Annotated in this window: 16 protein-coding genes; 4 read left to right on the top strand and 12 right to left on the bottom strand. The window is 59.3% G+C overall.

From position 1 onward, the window contains the following. Window positions 1-4: 4 nt before the first annotated feature. The gene (locus KGA89_RS21375) at window positions 5-994 is read right to left on the bottom strand and encodes an aspartate-semialdehyde dehydrogenase (protein WP_003207057.1); all 990 of its coding nucleotides are present in this window, start codon (window positions 992-994) and stop codon (window positions 5-7) included. A 131-nt stretch (window positions 995-1,125) separates the two neighbouring features. On the opposite strand from KGA89_RS21375, the gene ftrA reads away from it, so the two are divergent. After that, on the top strand, window positions 1,126-2,112 hold the full coding sequence (gene ftrA, locus KGA89_RS21370) for a transcriptional regulator FtrA (protein WP_003207058.1): 987 nt from the start codon (window positions 1,126-1,128) through the stop codon (window positions 2,110-2,112). Here ftrA and nudK read toward each other — a convergent pair. Beyond that, window positions 2,109-2,705 (bottom strand): GDP-mannose pyrophosphatase NudK, encoded by a 597-nt coding sequence (nudK, locus tag KGA89_RS21365; RefSeq protein WP_003207065.1) that lies wholly within the window; start codon window positions 2,703-2,705, stop codon window positions 2,109-2,111. The genes ftrA and nudK overlap by 4 nt on opposite strands. Window positions 2,706-2,897: 192 nt before the next feature. On the opposite strand from nudK, the gene KGA89_RS21360 reads away from it, so the two are divergent. Then, on the top strand, window positions 2,898-4,787 hold the full coding sequence (locus KGA89_RS21360) for a methyl-accepting chemotaxis protein (protein ID WP_223472465.1): 1,890 nt from the start codon (window positions 2,898-2,900) through the stop codon (window positions 4,785-4,787). Between the two features lie 3 nt (window positions 4,788-4,790). Here the strand turns inward: KGA89_RS21360 and nadE are convergent, their stop codons facing one another. From nadE to KGA89_RS21345, 3 genes are read right to left on the bottom strand one after another with little or no spacing between them, the layout of a single operon-like run. Next, complete coding sequence (nadE, locus tag KGA89_RS21355) at window positions 4,791-5,630, bottom strand: ammonia-dependent NAD(+) synthetase (RefSeq protein ID WP_223472464.1); 840 nt, start codon at window positions 5,628-5,630, stop codon at window positions 4,791-4,793. 1 nt (window position 5,631) lies between these two features. Beyond that, window positions 5,632-6,861: a nicotinate phosphoribosyltransferase gene (gene pncB / locus KGA89_RS21350; protein WP_053161600.1), complete on the bottom strand. Its 1,230-nt coding sequence runs from the start codon at window positions 6,859-6,861 to the stop codon at window positions 5,632-5,634. Between the two features lie 9 nt (window positions 6,862-6,870). Continuing rightward, window positions 6,871-7,518, bottom strand: coding sequence for a nicotinamidase (locus tag KGA89_RS21345; protein ID WP_223472463.1), 648 nt, complete (start codon window positions 7,516-7,518; stop codon window positions 6,871-6,873). A gap of 182 nt (window positions 7,519-7,700) precedes the next feature. Between KGA89_RS21345 and KGA89_RS21340 the strand changes: the two genes are divergently transcribed. Further along, window positions 7,701-8,258: an adenylyltransferase/cytidyltransferase family protein gene (locus tag KGA89_RS21340; RefSeq protein WP_223472462.1), complete on the top strand. Its 558-nt coding sequence runs from the start codon at window positions 7,701-7,703 to the stop codon at window positions 8,256-8,258. Further along, a complete protein-coding gene (locus KGA89_RS21335) occupies window positions 8,248-8,955 on the top strand; it encodes an NUDIX hydrolase (RefSeq protein ID WP_223472461.1) in 708 nt (235 codons plus the stop codon). The genes KGA89_RS21340 and KGA89_RS21335 overlap by 11 nt, the downstream gene beginning before the upstream one ends. 3 nt (window positions 8,956-8,958) lie before the next feature. On the opposite strand, the gene KGA89_RS21330 is transcribed toward KGA89_RS21335, so the two are convergent. The 7 genes from KGA89_RS21330 to atpD form a co-directional block, all read right to left on the bottom strand. Next, window positions 8,959-10,215, bottom strand: a complete 1,257-nt coding sequence (locus KGA89_RS21330; RefSeq protein ID WP_223472460.1) for a type II toxin-antitoxin system HipA family toxin — start codon at window positions 10,213-10,215, stop codon at window positions 8,959-8,961. Continuing rightward, window positions 10,208-10,666, bottom strand: a complete 459-nt coding sequence (locus KGA89_RS21325) for a helix-turn-helix domain-containing protein (RefSeq protein ID WP_013694633.1) — start codon at window positions 10,664-10,666, stop codon at window positions 10,208-10,210. The genes KGA89_RS21330 and KGA89_RS21325 overlap by 8 nt, the downstream gene beginning before the upstream one ends. 317 nt (window positions 10,667-10,983) lie before the next feature. After that, window positions 10,984-12,816 carry a glutamine--fructose-6-phosphate transaminase (isomerizing) gene (glmS, locus tag KGA89_RS21320; RefSeq protein ID WP_223472459.1) on the bottom strand — a complete coding sequence of 611 codons (1,833 nt, stop codon included), beginning with the start codon at window positions 12,814-12,816 and terminating at the stop codon, window positions 10,984-10,986. Between the two features lies 1 nt (window position 12,817). After that, on the bottom strand, window positions 12,818-13,594 hold the full coding sequence (locus KGA89_RS21315; protein ID WP_060739917.1) for a DeoR/GlpR family DNA-binding transcription regulator: 777 nt from the start codon (window positions 13,592-13,594) through the stop codon (window positions 12,818-12,820). 208 nt (window positions 13,595-13,802) lie between these two features. Then, complete coding sequence (glmU, locus tag KGA89_RS21310) at window positions 13,803-15,170, bottom strand: bifunctional UDP-N-acetylglucosamine diphosphorylase/glucosamine-1-phosphate N-acetyltransferase GlmU (RefSeq protein WP_223472458.1); 1,368 nt, start codon at window positions 15,168-15,170, stop codon at window positions 13,803-13,805. Window positions 15,171-15,284: 114 nt separating this feature from the next. Then, entirely contained in the window at window positions 15,285-15,710 is a 426-nt protein-coding gene (locus tag KGA89_RS21305) for a F0F1 ATP synthase subunit epsilon (protein WP_003207087.1), read from the bottom strand. 45 nt (window positions 15,711-15,755) lie between these two features. Next, window positions 15,756-17,132 (bottom strand): F0F1 ATP synthase subunit beta, encoded by a 1,377-nt coding sequence (atpD, locus tag KGA89_RS21300; protein ID WP_003207089.1) that lies wholly within the window; start codon window positions 17,130-17,132, stop codon window positions 15,756-15,758. Window positions 17,133-17,151: the final 19 nt, after the last annotated feature.

Raw genomic sequence — 17,151 nt, 5'->3', positions numbered from 1 at the left:
TTGATCAATGCTTGATCAATTGCATGATTTCGAACGCGTTCAATGCCGCCCCCCGCAGTAACTGGTCACCGCTGATGAACAGGTCCAGCCCATGCTCGCCATAGATCAGGTTGTAGCGAATCCGCCCGACTTCCACCGCATGCTTGTAGGTGGAAGTCATGGGCATCGGATAGGCGCCATACTCCGGCTCATCCACCACTTCAACCCCCGGCGCCGCGCGCAACAACTCATGCACCTGCGCCAATGACTGGACAGGCTCTTTGAACCGTAGGCTCAGGCTCTCGGCATGGGAGCGCAGGGTCGGCACCCGCACCGCCGTGGTGCTGATAGCCAACGCCGGCTCATCCAGGACCTTGCGCAGCTCCCAGACCACTTTCATTTCTTCACGGGTGTAACCATTGGCTTCGAACGAATCGACCTGGGGAATCACGTTGAAGGCCAGGTTATGGGCGAAGTGCTCGCTGTCATCGCGGTCGCCATAATCGCTGAAGGACTTGGCCTTCTCCCGCAGCTCCAGCATCGCTGGCTGCCCTGCACCACTGGCGGCCTGGTAAGTGGAAATGATCGCGCTCTCCAACCCGAAGGCCTGATGCAGCGGCCCCAGCACCATCAGCGCAATAGCCGAGGAACAATTGGGGTTGGCGATCAGTTTTTCGCCCTTGTAGCGCTGACCGTTGATGGGCGGCACCAGGAGCGGAATCGCCGGGTCGTAACGGAAGGCCGAGGAGTTATCAATGACGTAGGCGTTCTCAGCCAGACGCTCGCCATACTCCAAGGCGAAAGCCCCAGACACACACAGGAAGACGATGTCGCACTCGGCACAACCCTCGACCGAAAAGGCTTCGACCAGGTGCTCGCCCTTCCCCACCTTCAAGCGCTTGCCCGCCGAACGGCCAGAGGCCATGCACACCACTTCATAATCGGTATTTTCAAGCAATTGCAGCATGGTCATGCCCACTGCACCGGTGCAGCCCACCACGGCGACTTTCTTCATTTCGCGTCCCTTATCCACCTTTGCAAAGGCTCAACCGTCTTGGTTTTCCCGATTACCTGCGATCGATTGTAGGGACACGGGCACGTCCGCTACAGTGCAGCGCAAGACAATAAACGGTGGATTTACGCCAAATGCATGCGCATCCCGGAACCGTGGCAATCCTCGTTTATGAAGGCCTTTGCGTGTTCGAGTTTGGTATCGCCCTGGAGATCTTCGGCCTGCCTCGCCCTGAGCTGGATGTACCGTGGTATGGCCATCAAATCGTCGCCGTCGACGCTGGACCGATGCATGCGCTGGGAGGCCTTCGGATAGCCGTCGACGCGGGCCTCGAAGCACTGGTTACCGCGCGAACCATCATCATCCCCGGCTGGCGCAGTCACCACGAACCGCCTCCTGAAGCGTTATTACAAGCACTGCGCCGCGCCCATGCCCGCGGTGCACGCCTGCTGTCGATCTGCTCGGGGGTGTTTGCCCTGGCTGCCACCGGGCTGCTCGACGGCAAGACCGCGACCACCCATTGGCAATTCTGCGCAGAACTGGCTGAGCGCTTCCCGCTGATCACGGTTGACCCGAATGTGCTGTATGTCGATTCCGGGCAATTGATCACCTCAGCCGGCAGCGCCGCCGGCATCGACGCCTGCCTGCACCTGATTGCCCGGGACTTCGGCACGCACATCGCCAACTCGGTGGCCCGTCGCCTGGTCATGGCGCCGCAACGGACCGGTGGCCAGGCCCAGTTCATCATCGCCCCCGTGAGCAAGTCACCACGCAACGAACTGACCCGCGTCCTGCAGTGGATGCGTGAAAACCTCGACCAGCCCCTAAGCGTCGGCGACATGGCCGCCCGCGTCGCCATGAGCGAGCGCACCTTCCTGCGCCGCTTCGTCGAAACCACCGGCCTGCCGCCCAAGACCTGGCTGCAACAGGAACGCTTGAACCGGGCACGGGCGCTGCTGGAAAGCACCGACCAGAGCACGGCCGGCATCGCCCAGGCCTGCGGCTATCGGTCGGTGGAGAGTTTCCGGGCCGCGTTCAGGAACGCTATCGGTTTGCCGCCCTCCGCCTATCGCGAAAGATTCGGCAGCGGTGAGGGTCGCCCAGAGGAGGCCTGGGGCTAATCCAGCAACCGATGCAGCTTGGCGTACTGCAACAGCATGATGGTCTTGCCGTCGCAAATCTCCCCGGTCTCGATCATGCCCAAGGCCTGGTCGAGGGGCAGTTCCAGCACTTCGATCTCTTCACCCTCGGCTTCCAGGCCGCCGCCTGCGTGCTGCTTGTCTTCATCGAAGTACTCACCGACGAAAAAATGCACCCGCTCAGTCACCGAACCCGGGCTCATGAAGGCGTCGAACACCTTGCGCACGTCCTGGATGATATAGCCGGTTTCTTCCTGGGTTTCCTTGCGGATGCAGGTGTGCGGGTCGTCGTTATCCAGCAGGCCAGCGCAGGTTTCTATCAACAGGTCGTCGTGCCCGTTGACGAAGGCCGGGAAGCGGAATTGCCGGGTCAACACCACGGTCTGCTTGGCCTTGCTGTACAGCAGGATCGTGGCGCCGTTGCCCCGGTCGTAGGTCTCGCGCGTCAGCTCGCGCCATTGGCCGTTGCGGCCGAGGTAGTCGTAGGTGGTCTTGCGCAGCACGTACCAATTATCCGAGAGGACTTCGACGTGCTTGATTCGTACGCGATCCTTGATGCCGATTGCCTGTGTCATTTGCCCACTCCGTTCGGGACCCGAGGTCCCCTTTGAAAACTCCATTCGCACCTCTTTCATGCCCACAAGAAAACTCACGATGGCCCATCGTTTTTTCTAGTTCGACAAAATCCGCCCGCTCATTAAATCTTCGACCAGCCCTGAGCCTGCGGGGATTCGATCAATAAAAAAGAAACCAGACGAGAATTCCTCATGGGCATCAATCTGAAATTCGGCCACAAGATTCTTCTGGGTGCCTGCGTCATCGTGATGGCGGTATTCCTGTCTTTCTCGTTGTTCAACGACCATCGCCAGCAAGCCAGCACCCGCGAAGCAATGCACCGCAACCTACAGGCCACCGGCCAGTTGCTGGGCGCGAACCTCGACAGTTGGCTGGCAGGTCGGATCCTGTTGATCGAAGGTGCCGCCGAAACCATCGCCGCCAATCCCACCCCACAGAACATCGGCGCAATTCTCTCCCAGGACATCATTACAAAGACCTTCATCGCCAGCTACGTCGGCCTTGAAGACAGTCGTTTCTTTATCCATCCCGAACGGGTAATGCCCGACGGGTATGATGTTCGCCAGCGCGCCTGGTACAAAGACGCGGCTCGCAGCCTTGAACCGGTGCTGACCGAACCCTACATCGGTGCCGGCATTGATTATCTGATCATGACCCAAGCAGCGCCGATCAAGGTCAATGGCAAGGCCGTGGGTGTGCTGGGTGCGAGCCTGAGCCTGGAGCAACTCGCGAAAATCATCAATGCCGTGGACCTCAACGGCATAGGCTACGCCTTCCTGGTCAGCGACGACGGCAAGATCCTGGTGCACCCGGACAACACACGAGTGACCAAGACACTCGCCCAAGCGTTCCCCGAAGGCCCGCCGAGCATCAACAGCGCCCTGAATGAAGTGCAGGAAAATGGCCGAACGCGAATCGTCACTTTTACCCCGATCAACGGCCTTCCCTCACTGCACTGGTCCATCGGACTTTCAGTGGACAAAGACAAGGCCTACGCCGCACTCCACGAGTTTCGCACTTCGGCGCTGGTCGCCACATTGATCGCCATGCTGGTCACGGTCGGTTTGCTCGGTCTGTTGATCAATGCCCTGATGCGACCATTACGCCGCATGGGCTCGGCCATGCAATCCATAGCCGATGGCGAAGGCGACCTGACCCAGCGCCTGCACAGCCTGTCCAGGGACGAGTTCGGCATGATGGCCGGGGGCTTCAACCGCTTCGTCGAACGTATCCAGCAGTCGATCCGAGAAGTCCTGGCGTCCAGTGTCCAGCTCACCCAATTGGCGGCACAGGTCAGCCAGGCGTCAAACGCGTCACTGGAAAGCTCTGACACTCAAGCGGCGCTGACCCATAACGTCGCCGCGGCTATCAACGAGCTTGGGGCCGCAGCGCAGGAAATCGCCCGCAGCGCCGCTCATGCCTCAAGCCGCGCCTCTGATACCAGGGATCAGACCCAGGAAGGCCAGTCGGTGGTGCAGCGCAGTATCAGCGCCATGTCGCAACTCTCGTCGCAGGTGGTCAATACCCGCCAGGACATCGAAAGCCTGAATGAGAAAACGCTGAAGATCGGACGTATTCTCGACGTCATCAAAGGCATCTCCGACCAGACCAACTTGCTGGCCCTTAACGCTGCCATCGAGGCCGCTCGTGCCGGAGATGCCGGGCGCGGTTTTGCAGTGGTCTCGGACGAAGTGCGTACGCTCGCCCATCGCACCCAGCAGTCCGCCCAGGAAATCCACAGCATGATCGAGGAACTGCAAGCAGGTGCCGGTAGCGCCGTGAGCGCCATGCTCGAAAGCCAGCGTCACAGCGACGACAACGTCACTACCGCCAGGCTTGCGGGCGAGCGACTCAATCGCGTGCTGCTGGGCATCGGCGAGATCGATGAGATCAACCTGTCGGTAGCCACCGCCACCGAAGAACAAACCTCAGTGGTGGACAATCTGGATCGCGACATCAGCCACATCAATGACCTGAACCAGCAAATGGTCGGCAATTTGCAATCCACCTTGCAGGCCTGCACAGAACTGGAAAACCAGTCACGCCGCCTGCAACAAATGGTCAACACCTTCAAGATCTGAGGGTCATTCAGACCGGGTAGGCGGGACGCGGGGCAATGCTCGTTTGTGGGCCGTCTTGAGGTAGGCGCGTTCAATGATCTGTCGCGCCTGCGGCGACACCTCTTCGCCCATCAGATACCCATCGATTTCCTCGTAGCTGCAGCCATACGCCACCTCATCCAGCTTACCGGGTGCCAGGTCTTCCAAATCAGCGGTCGGCGCCTTGCGCACCAGGTACGCGGGGGCGCCCATCGCATCGGCCAACAATCTCACCTGAGTCTTCGTCAACCCGGACAGCGGTGCCAGGTCGCACGCGCCGTCGCCAAACTTGGTGAAGAAACCCATCACCGCCTCCGCCCCATGATCGGTGCCCACCACCAACCCATTGCTCAGATTGGCAATGGCGTATTGCGCCAGCATCCGGGCCCGGGCCTTGGCGTTGCCTTTGGCAAAGTCGATGAGCTCGGCGCCAGGCTGCAAGCCGTCGATGGCGATACTGCCCATCAGCCCGTCAACACCAGCGGCGATGTTGCTGGTGGTGATCAAGTCCGGCCGGATGAAGTCCAGGGACGCCTGGGCGTCTTGCTCATCGGCCTGGGCCTTGTAGGGCAACCGGACGGCGATAAAGCGCGCCTCGTAGTCTTCATCCCGCAGTTGCTCCACGGCCAACTGGCACAGGCGGCCGGCGGTGAGAGAGTCGACACCGCCACTGATCCCCAGGACCAGGGACTTGCAACCCGACTCGCGCAAGATCTGCTTGATGAATTCGATGCGGCGGGCAACCTCGGTTGCTTCGCCACCCCGTGTGAGTTGACGGTCGATGCCCAGTTCCCGGGCAATGCGTTCTTGCACAAGCGTAGTCATATCAGGCTCCCAGCTGTGGATTGATCAGGGCAACGTTGAACACTTGGGCGGCGTACCGCAGAAACGAGGCATCCTCGCAGACGTTCTTGATCGGGTCGTCGGAGAACTTCACGACCGGCTCGCCGTGGACCCGCACCAGCTTCATGACGATGCTCAGCGGTTCGACACCGTCGACATCGCAGGCCAGGCTGGTACCCATGCCAAAACCGAATTTGGCCTTGCCGCGAACATGACGCAGGATCGGCAGGCACTTTTCGAAATTGAGGCCATCGGAGAACATCAGGTCCTTGGTGCGCGGGTCGATGCCCAGTTCCTGATAACGCCCCAGCACCTTGTCAGCCCAGACGATCGGGTCACCGGAATCCTGGCGCAGGCCGTCATAGAGCTTGGCAAAGTACAGGTCGAAATCCTTGAGGAAAAAGTCGGTGCTGATGCAGTCCGTCAGGGCGATACCGAGCCGACCACGATACTCGCGCACCCAGTTTTCCAACGCCGCGTTCTGGCTCTCGCGCAAGCGCCCGAGTTGTTGATGCACCATCAGCCATTGGTGAGCCATGGTGCCGATCAGGGGCAGATCGAACTCGTAAGCCAAGTGAGCGTTACTGGTGCCGACAAAGACGCCAGGAAAATCACTGCGCATGATATTCACCACTTCACGCTGGGCCCTGAACGACAGCCGCCGCCGGGTGGAGAAGTCTGAAACGCGAAACTCGGCGAGTTCTTCACGGCTGGCGTTTTTCTCCAGCCATTCGAACTTCTGGTACAGCTTGCGGGTGACGTCGGCCAACTCGACTTCGGGGTATTTCTCGCGGTTGCGCAGTTCGCTGACCATCGCCAATACCGGCTGTTCGAACATGATGCAGTGCAGCATCGGACCGCGGACGCGGATGTGCAGTTGGCCGTCGACTTCCGAAACGTGTATGTAGCGCAAATTGAAGCGAAACAGGCCGAGGAACTGCTCGAAGTCCGGTGTCAGGTACTCACGGAAACGCTTGTTGAACAGAAACCGCTGCTCCCCCTCGCGCAGCTGCAGCCCGGCGAGCCTCTCAAGCTCGACACGAATATCCGGGATCAGGTGACCGAGGCGCTCCTTGGAGCGTACGATGAACTGGTATTCCACCTCGACATTCGGGTGCTGGTGCAAGACCGCCTGCATCATGGTGAAGGTGTAGTAGTCGGTATCCAGAAGACTCTGGATGGTGCCGCTGCTTGAATCGAATGCGCTGTCCATGGCTCTTCCTTATGCGTTTGCCAGGCGGATGGTTTCTTCGCGCGTCGCGGCAACCGAGACGCCCGCTTGCCGCATGTCTTGAATGGCTTGAATAGCCCCCTGCTCACTGATGGCCCGACAGGCCGGGAGGTGAATGATCACCTTGAAGCCGGCGGCGGCCAGTTGCAAAACGGTGGTCTTGACGCAGAAATCCAGCGCCAGCCCGCCAACTATCACCTGCTCCACACCCAGGCCGTTCAGGTACTCGATCACCCCGGTGGACAGCTTGCCGTGCAGGTCGTGATAGCAGGCGCCGTAGGGGTGCAAATCCGGCTCGACCCCCTTCCAGACGAAATAGTCGTAGTCGTAGGGAGTCGGCAGTTGATCCAGCAGGGCGAAACCTTCTGTGCCGGGAACGCAGTGGCTGACCCAGGTGATATCGGCATGCTCGAGCCCGGTCGGCACGAACATCTGTGCGTGATCGGCGACCACCCACGGAGCCAGGGGCGAATGGGCGTCCTTGCTGCCGACGCGGAGGCTGGCCAGGGACGCGATGAAATTCAGCTCACCGCCAATCTGGTCACCGCCCGGCACCGGAAGCTCATCGGGGCATAGCGGCGTGAAGCTCTTTTGCGCATCGACATCGAAGGAAGCTGTTTTCCGGGTCAGGCTGTTCATGCTGGGTTTCTCCTCTTCATGGCCATGAGAGTACACAAGGTGTACTTTCATAACAAGCCACTCGCAGAAAATATTTTTGATGAGTCTTCTTTAATTAATGGCTATGGTTCAGCATAAAGCAGGTTTTCACTAGAAAGATTTTGCTGATAGAGTACATGTCATGTACCAAAAGAGGATGTGCCATGTTCGAGATTGCCCTTTATGGCGGCGCCTTCAATCCCCCACACGCCGGTCACGCCCATGTGATGATCGAGGCCTCACACCAGGCCAGACGCGTGCTGGTGGTCCCTAGCTTGCGGCATCCCTACGGCAAGCAAATGGTCGACTATGAGGTTCGCCTGAACTGGCTGGAATCGATCGTCGAGAACGTTCAGCCACTGTGCTGCGCCGAAGTGCGTGCAAGCCGGGTGGAACAGGTCGTGGCCCGTGGCGTTGAAGGCGCAATCTACAGCTACACCCTGCTCGCCCACCTCGCCGACAGCCTGGCCCTGGACGGCAAGCGGATTGCGTTGGTGGTGGGCCGGGATGTTGCGGATCGGCTGCCGACCTTCTACCGCGGCCAGGAATTGCTGGAGCGTTTTTCCATTCTTTGCGTGGAGGAAAGGATCCACGTGCGCAGCACGGTGGTTCGCGACCGACTGGCTTTGGGCAAACCGCTTCCCAGCGACTGGATGGCACCGGGCATGAACCCGTTAAACTATGGTCTTTACGCTCCCCACGGAAATCGACATGCCCACTAGCACAGCCTCCGCGCGCGGTTATCTGCACACCATCGACCTCTGTGTGCTGCGCTTCTGCCGGGAAACCCACGCACTGGAAATCCTCCTGAACCGACGGGAAGCCGAGCCGTTTATCGGCCATTGGGCGCTGCCCGGGATCGTGGTCAATGGTGACGTCGAAGATCTCACGCTGAACGACGCCGTGGAGCGCCTGCGTAACTCAAACAAGGTCGGCATGCCGCTGGCCTGGATCGAACAGGTCGGCACCGTCGGCGACGCGTTCCGCGATCCGCGCTGCTGGTCGTCCTCGACGTTCTACCTGGCGATTATCAGCGAGGCGGTCCAGCTCGCCGAACACCAGGGTTTTTTTCCGCTCAAGGATGTGGCCGACGCCTCGATCAAACTTCCTTTCGACCACAACAGCCTGGTGGCTGCCGTCCAGGAGCGGTTGTTGTCCAAAGCCCTCTATAGCAGTCTGCCGCTGATGTTCCTGGGCCCGGAATTCAGCGCGCCGGAAGCGGTGGGCATTTTCTCCGTGGTGCTCGATCGCCCGGTACTCAAGACCAGCATGCGCCAGCGTTTGCTGAAGATGACCGAGGCGGGTTATTTGCAGGAAACCGGTCGCAAAAAAAGCGGCGACGGCGGCCGCCCGCAACGTACGGTGGAAAATCTCAAGCCGACCAGCGTTTATCTTTTTGATCGTTGTTTTCTGGAGTAGCAGTTAGCGGGCAAGCGCGAATGCTGGCGCTATGCGCTCCTGCTCATCGCTTGAGATTCCCAGATAGCGCGCGACTCTGGGCCATTTCCTGACGACGCCCTGGAACCTCCCGATGGTTTGTCTGGCATCGTCAGCGGACACGCGGAAGTAACCGGCCACGCTCATTGCCAAATCAAGGTCCATGGCATTATCTGCCTCTGAAACGTTGAGCCTCAAGCCAGTATCTCCAGGGACAGGGTTCATGTCATACGCAGGCGAAAGACGCCAACCGCGTCCTGGCTCCAATAGGAAGCCATGGTTTCGTAGATGATCGTCAGTATTCGAAACCAGCATGTTGAAGACAATTCTTCGCCAAAGCTCGCGAAGATCTAAGTCGGGAGCGGCACCCTCCCTCACCAATACCTCTGCAATCTCCAGATAACTCGCCCCCGTCTCATGCCCATCACCATCTTGGTGCTCCGTCAGGGTCATCGCTGAAGCAAAGTGAAGTCGTCCACCCGTTGCTGTTCTGTCAAAGCGTTTAACCATGAAACAGTGGTAATCACTCGCGTATCGTTGCGCTCTCCCTTCGGCAACATTTAGTCCACAGCCTTGGGCCAATGTGTTGACGACCATCTCCCAGCCGCCCACGTCGTGGGCGTCTCTATTACTGGGGAATTTTCCTATCCAGAGAGCGTGATCGTCATCGACTACGCTTGCCTTGGGCCTCGCTCCGCCCAGAGAGCCACCTGGAGCAATGAGCATTCGAATCCAGTCCTGCCCCTGAGCCCCCCGATCCTCTCCAGCTTCAAATCGACGCGAAGCCTCTTCAAGCTCCCGCATGCGAGCCATAGGTGGGGCGGCCTGTTCCACATGGTCGTCAAGGAACGCTCCCTCTTCCTCCACTTTGAAACGCAACCCCCCTACCCGGTAAGCGTCGTGAACACCGATGAGGTAGTCCGAGTCAAATAGCCGTGCGTCCTGCGGTACGACTCCTGCTCTTTTATCCCGCTCCAAGCGACGATCCATCAGCAGTCGCCCCCATCGATCAGGTGAGGAGTCCGATACGCACCCAAAGCAATTTCTCGCTGGATATTGCCGTCCTTCGTAAGGCTGAATCCGAGGGTCGATCGCAATCTGAGTGTGAATGGTTTGAAGAACGGCCCGCGCGTATTCAAACTCCATACGCTCTGATCCTGCCAATCTGCGGGAATGAAGGGTCCCAAGCAGTACCGGTGCTGTTTCATTCCAGTCTGCGTAGACGAAAATCCTTTCAGGCATCGTCGTCCCCTAGAAGCTTCTTAGCCAGTTCAGAGCTTGTCTGGCTCCGACTGTCAGCGGCTGGTGATGTAGAACTATTTTCTTTTGCTGAGACGCTGACCAAGTTGTCCCAATGAAACTGAGGCAGCCGTACTTTTGGCTTGATGTGCTCGACTGCAGACCGCCCTTTCAGCTCAGCATCTTGCAGATCACGGCCTAGCTCATCCGTGCGTGCGAGCAATTCGAGATCCTTCTCCAACCCCAAGGCTACTAACACTGAAACGTAGGCTCCGATGGTCACAGCGGGGCTGCCACTTTCCAGCGCCCTCAACGTGGGGGCGCTCATGCCTGCCCGCGCCGCCATTTGCGCCGCAGTTATCTTACGGCGCTTACGAGCCAGCTCGATCCGTTCGCCAAACTGGCGCAGGAGCCGCTCGGCTGACGGCATGAGGGGTGCGGTTTTTTTAGGCATGGCCGTATTTTTTCAATTTCTGCAGGAATTTGAAAAAATACTAGCACATAGACTCCGGGCACTCGCTTCTAAGCGGCAAAATATGAAAGTATTTTTTCATATTTCAGATAAAAATCGAAAAATACCTTCCAGTTCCACCTCTGGCTGCTCAATTAGCGCAGATGTTAAATCTGGTTCCTATTCTGCTGTGGTAAAGGGGGATATACGATCAAGGTCTAGCCATGCGTCAGGGAAGAATGACCGGGTTTAGCAGCGCTAAACCCGAACAGACTTATGACTTAGGATCACCAAGGAGAGCCAGGCTCCTGGTGGGCGACTCACTCCACCGTCACAGATTTCGCCAGGTTACGCGGCTGGTCCACATCGGTGCCCTTGAGCACTGCTACGTAGTACGACAACAACTGCAATGGGATGGTGTAGAGAATCGGCGAGAGGATGTCGTGGATGTGTGGCATGTGTACCACGTGGGTGCCTTCGCCATTGGTCATGCCAGCCTTTTCGTCAGCAAAGACAATCAACTGGCCGCCACGGGCGCGCACTTCCTGCAGGTTGGACTTGAGCTTTTCCAGCAGCTCGTTGTTCGGCGCGACGGTGACCACCGGCATGTCGTTATCCACAAGCGCCAGCGGGCCGTGCTTGAGCTCGCCGGCCGGGTAGGCCTCGGCGTGGATGTAGGAGATTTCCTTGAGCTTCAAGGCCCCTTCCATCGCCACCGGGAATTGCGCGCCACGGCCCAGGAACAGAGTGTGGTTCTTCTCGGCGAACAGCTCGGCGATTTTTTCCACCGTGCTGTCCATTGCCAAGGCTTCTCCCAGGCGGGCCGGCAGGCGGCGCAGCTCTTCAACCAATGTTGCCTCAACCCCTTTGCCCAGGGTACCGCGCACCTGGCCCAGGGACAGGGTCAGCAACAGCAGGCCCACCAGCTGCGTGGTGAACGCCTTGGTCGACGCCACACCGATTTCGCGGCCGGCCTGGGTCAGCAGGGTCAGGTCGGATTCACGCACCAGCGAGCTGATGCCCACGTTGCAGATCGCCAGGCTAGCGAGGTAGCCCAGTTCCTTGGCATTGCGCAGGGCGGCCAGGGTGTCGGCAGTCTCACCGGATTGGGAAATGGTGACGAACAGCGTGTCAGGCTGCACCACCACTTTGCGATAGCGGAACTCGCTGGCGACTTCGACCTGGCACGGAATACCGGCCAGTTCTTCCAGCCAGTAACGGGCGACCATGCCGGCGTGATAACTGGTGCCGCAGGCCACGATCTGCACGTTGCGAACCTTGGCGAACAACTCGGCCGCCTGTGGACCGAACGCTTGGACCAGCACCTGGTTCTGACTCATGCGGCCTTCCAGGGTGCGTTGCACTACGGCCGGTTGTTCGTGGATTTCCTTGAGCATGAAGTGGCGGAACTCGCCCTTGTCGGCGGCGTCGGCACCGTCGCGGTACTGGACGGTTTCACGTACCACGTCTTTGCCGTCGAGGTCCCAGATCTGCACGCTGTCGCGGCGAATTTCGGCGATATCGCCTTCTTCCAGGTACATGAAGCGGTCGGTAACCTGACGCAGTGCCAACTGATCGGACGCCAGGAAGTTTTCCCCCAGGCCCAGGCCGATGACCAATGGGCTGCCGCTGCGGGCCGCCACCAGACGATCCGGTTGTTTCGCACTGATGACCGCCAGCCCATAGGCCCCGTGCAGTTCCTTGACGGTGGCCTTGAGGGCGACGGTCAGGTCCACCAGGTCTTTGAGCTTGTGATTGAGCAGATGGGCGATGACTTCAGTGTCGGTGTCCGAGGTGAACACATAGCCGAGCGCCTTGAGCTGTTCGCGCAAGGCTTCATAGTTCTCGATGATGCCGTTGTGCACTACCGCCAGATCGCCGGAGAAATGGGGATGGGCGTTGCGCTCGCACGGTGCGCCATGAGTGGCCCAACGGGTGTGGGCAATGCCCAGGCGACCAATCAGCGGTTCAGCGTCCAGGGCGCGTTCCAATTCGCTGACCTTGCCCGGACGACGCATCCGCTCAAGCTTTTCGTCGTTGGTCAATATCGCCACACCGGCGCTGTCGTAGCCGCGGTATTCCAGGCGCTTGAGGCCTTCGAGCAAGATTGCAGTGATGTTGCGTTCAGCAACGGCGCCGACAATTCCACACATGCTATTTCTCCTGGCTGACAGGCGCGCAGATCACGGTGATGCCGCGGGCCTGAATCTGATCGCGGGCCTCTACGGGCAGGCGATCATCGGTAATGAGGGTATGGACGCTGCTCCACGGCAACTCCAGGTTGGGGATCTTGCGGCCGATCTTGTCGGCCTCCACCATCACGATCACTTCCCGGGCAACCTCAGCCATCACACGGCTCAAGCCCAGCAGTTCGTTGAAGGTGGTGGTACCTCGAACCAGATCGATGCCGTCGGCGCCGATGAACAGCTGGTCGAAGTCATAGGAACGCAGGACCTGCTCGGCCACCTGGCCCTGGAACGACTCGGAGTGAGGATCCCAGGTGCCGCCGGTCATCAACAGCACCGGCTCGTGCTCCAGTTCGCTCAAGGCATTGGCGACGTGCAGGGAATTGGTCATCACCACCAGGCCCGGCTGTTGGCCGAGTTGCGGAATCATGGCCGCCGTGGTGCTGCCGCTGTCGATGATGATGCGCGCATGTTCGCGGATCCGCTTCACCGCGGCCCGGGCAATGGCCAGCTTGTACTTGGAGACAGTTTGCCCGTTATCGGCCACCAACTCCTGCGGCATCGGGACCGCGCCACCATAGCGACGCAGCAGCAGGCCGTTGGTTTCCAGGGCGGCGAGATCCTTGCGAATCGTAACTTCCGAGGTTTCGAAGCGCTTGGCCAACTCATCCACACTGACCTCACCCTGCTCTTGGAGCAAGGCTAGAATGTTGTGACGGCGCTGTGGTGTGTTGCGTTTCGACATGGCGGTATAAGTTTCGATTCGAAAGATAACGTAAGCAATCAAAACCTATTGAAGGGATGTCGTCAAGGCAGGAAAAGAAAAATTCAGAAACTCCCTAAATTACTGTGGGAGCGAGCTTGCTCGCGAAGGGGCCAGTTCAGGCAATGCTGCTTTACCTGATACACCGCTATCGCGAGCAAGCTCGCTCCCACAGGGGATTGTGGATAACTTAACTTTTCTTGATTTTCTCCGGGCGCTTCCAGCCATCAATATTCTTCTGGCGCGCTCGTCCCACCGCCAACTGTGCGTTATCCACATTCTGGGTAATGGTCGAACCGGCTGCCGTGGTCGCACCGTTGGAGATATCCACAGGCGCCACCAAGGAGTTGTTCGAGCCGATGAACACATCTTCACCCAACACGGTTTTCCACTTGTTGGCACCATCGTAGTTGCAGGTGATGGTCCCGGCGCCAATGTTGGTCCGGGCGCCGACTTCAGCGTCACCGAGGTAGGTCAGGTGCCCAGCCTTGGCGCCTTCGCCCAAGTGAGCATTCTTCAGTTCAACGAAGTTACCCACATGGGCACGGGCTTCCAGCACCGAACCTGGGCGCAGGCGGGCAAACGGGCCGGCGTCGCTGCCCTCCCCCATGACCGCACCGTCGAGATGGCTGTTGGCCTTGATCACCACGCCTTTGCGCAGGGTGCTGTCCTTGATCACGCAGTTCGGGCCGATGACCACGTCGTCTTCGATGACAACCTTGCCTTCGAGGATGACGTTGATGTCGATGACCACATCGCGGCCCACGCTGACTTCACCACGCACGTCGAAACGGGCCGGATCGCACAGGGTCACGCCTTGGGCCATCAAGCGGCGGGCGGCGCGCAATTGATAGTGGCGCTCCAGTTCTGCCAGTTGCCGGCGATCATTGGCGCCCTGCACTTCCATGGCGTCCAGCGGCTGCTCGGTGGCGACCACCAGCCCGTCGCTGACCGCCATGGCAATCACGTCGGTCAGGTAGTACTCGCCCTGGGCGTTGTTGTTCGACAAGCGGCTCATCCAGTCACCCAGGCGCTCGGCCGGTATGGCCAGAATCCCGGTGTTGCCTTCAGTGATCGCGCGCTGGGCTTCGTTGGCGTCCTTCTGCTCGACGATGGCGGTCACTTGGCCGTCGATGTTACGCATGATGCGGCCATAACCGGTGGGGTCGTCCAGCTCGACGGTCAACAGGCCCAACTGCTGTGGCGCGACCTGCTTGAGCAGGCGCTGCAAGGTGTCGACTTCGATCAGCGGCACATCGCCGTAAAGAATCAGCACCGTATCCGCCGTGATGAACGGCACGGCCTGGGCCACCGCATGGCCGGTGCCCAGTTGTTTGTCCTGCAGAACGAAATTCAGGTCATCGGCGGCCAGGCGTTCGCGCACCGCATCGGCACCGTGGCCGATCACCACGTGAATGCGCTGTGGATCAAGTTGCCGAGCGCTGTGGATAACATGGCTGAGCATGGAATTGCCGGCTACCGGGTGCAAGACCTTGGGCAGCGCCGAACGCATGCGGGTGCCTTGACCGGCCGCGAGGATAACGATTTCGAGAGACATGACTGGCTACCAATCCTGGGTGGTCAGCGGCTGCGACCAGATGATGAGTATCGGGAAAGAAAAAAGGGTAGCCGAGGCTACCCTTTTTAATCAATCACACAGAAAGCAGACGGCTTAGCCGCCGAACTTCTTGCGGATCTGCTGGACGGTGCGCAGCTGGGCTGCGGCCTCGGCCAGACGTGCAGCAGCAGAACCGTAATCGAACTCCGCGCCTCGCTCGTGCAGGGCCTTCTCGGCAGCCTTGACGGCTTCCTGAGCGGAGGCTTCATCCAGGTCGGCAGCACGTTGCACAGTGTCGGCAAGGACCTTGACCATGTTCGGCTGAACCTCGAGGAAACCACCGGAGATGTAATACACCTCGGCTTCCCCGCCCTGCTTGATCAAGCGGATCGGACCCGGTTTCAGATTAGTGATCAGCGGTGCGTGACCCAGAGCGATACCAAGATCACCCAGCTCACCATGCGCAATCACCATCTCGACCAGACCGGAGAAGATTTCCCCTTCCGCACTGACGATATCGCAATGGACTGTCATAGCCATCTGATTGCCTCAACCTAAATTAGCGCCCGTTGCCGGGCGCCGGGATTACAGTTTCTTGGCTTTCTCGATCGCTTCTTCGATGCCGCCGACCATGTAGAACGCTTGTTCTGGCAGGTGGTCGTAGTCACCGTTGAGGATGCCTTTGAAGCCAGCAATGGTGTCTTTCAGGGAAACGTATTTACCCGAGGCACCGGTGAAGACTTCAGCCACGAAGAACGGCTGCGACAAGAAGCGCTGGATCTTACGAGCGCGGGATACCAACTGCTTGTCGGCTTCCGACAGCTCGTCCATACCCAGGATCGCAATGATGTCCTTCAGCTCTTTGTAGCGCTGCAGCACGTACTGAACGCCGCGAGCGGTGTCGTAGTGCTCCTGGCCGATCACGTTCGGGTCCAGCTGGCGCGAAGTCGAGTCCAGTGGGTCAACCGCTGGGTAGATACCCAGGGAAGCGATGTCACGGGACAGAACGACGGTGGCGTCCAAGTGGGCGAAGGTGGTCGCTGGCGACGGGTCGGTCAAGTCATCCGCAGGTACGTATACCGCTTGGATCGAAGTGATCGAACCTTCCTTGGTCGAAGTGATACGTTCTTGCAGAACGCCCATCTCTTCAGCCAGGGTCGGCTGGTAACCTACTGCCGAAGGCATACGGCCCAGCAGTGCGGATACTTCGGTACCGGCCAGGGTGTAACGGTAGATGTTGTCGACGAACAGCAGAACGTCGTTACCTTCGTCACGGAACTTCTCGGCCATGGTCAGGCCGGTCAGGGCTACGCGCAGACGGTTTCCCGGCGGCTCGTTCATCTGGCCGTAGACCAGTGCCACTTTGTCCAGAACGTTGGAATCCTTCATCTCGTGGTAGAAGTCGTTACCCTCACGAGTACGCTCACCCACACCGGCGAACACGGAATAACCGCTGTGCTCGATGGCGATGTTACGGATCAGTTCCATCATGTTTACGGTCTTGCCTACACCGGCACCACCGAACAGACCGACTTTACCGCCCTTGGCGAACGGGCAAACCAGGTCGATAACCTTGATGCCGGTTTCCAGCAGGTCGTTGCCGCCCGCCTGTTCAGCGAAGGATGGCGCAGGACGGTGAATGCCCCAGCGCTCTTCGGTGTCGATCGGACCCGCTTCGTCGATCGGGTTACCCAGTACGTCCATGATCCGGCCCAGGGTCGCTTTACCGACCGGTACGGAGATGGCAGCGCCAGAGTCGATAACGTCCAGACCGCGCTTCAAGCCTTCGGTAGAACCCATCGCAATGGTACGAACGATGCCGTCGCCCAGCTGCTGCTGAACTTCCAGGGTAGTTTCCGCGCCTTGTACTTTCAGCGCGTTGTAGATGCTCGGTACGCTGTCGCGTGGAAATTCCACGTCGATAACGGCGCCGATGATTTGAACGATACGTCCGCTACTCATAGCTGGATCCTCTGAATAT

It is taken from the genome of Pseudomonas sp. A-RE-22, from assembly GCF_019956035.1.
GTDB lineage: Bacteria > Pseudomonadota > Gammaproteobacteria > Pseudomonadales > Pseudomonadaceae > Aquipseudomonas > Aquipseudomonas brassicacearum.
Note: the sequence above shows the minus strand (reverse complement) of the source record. Positions and strands in the feature narration are given on the sequence as shown.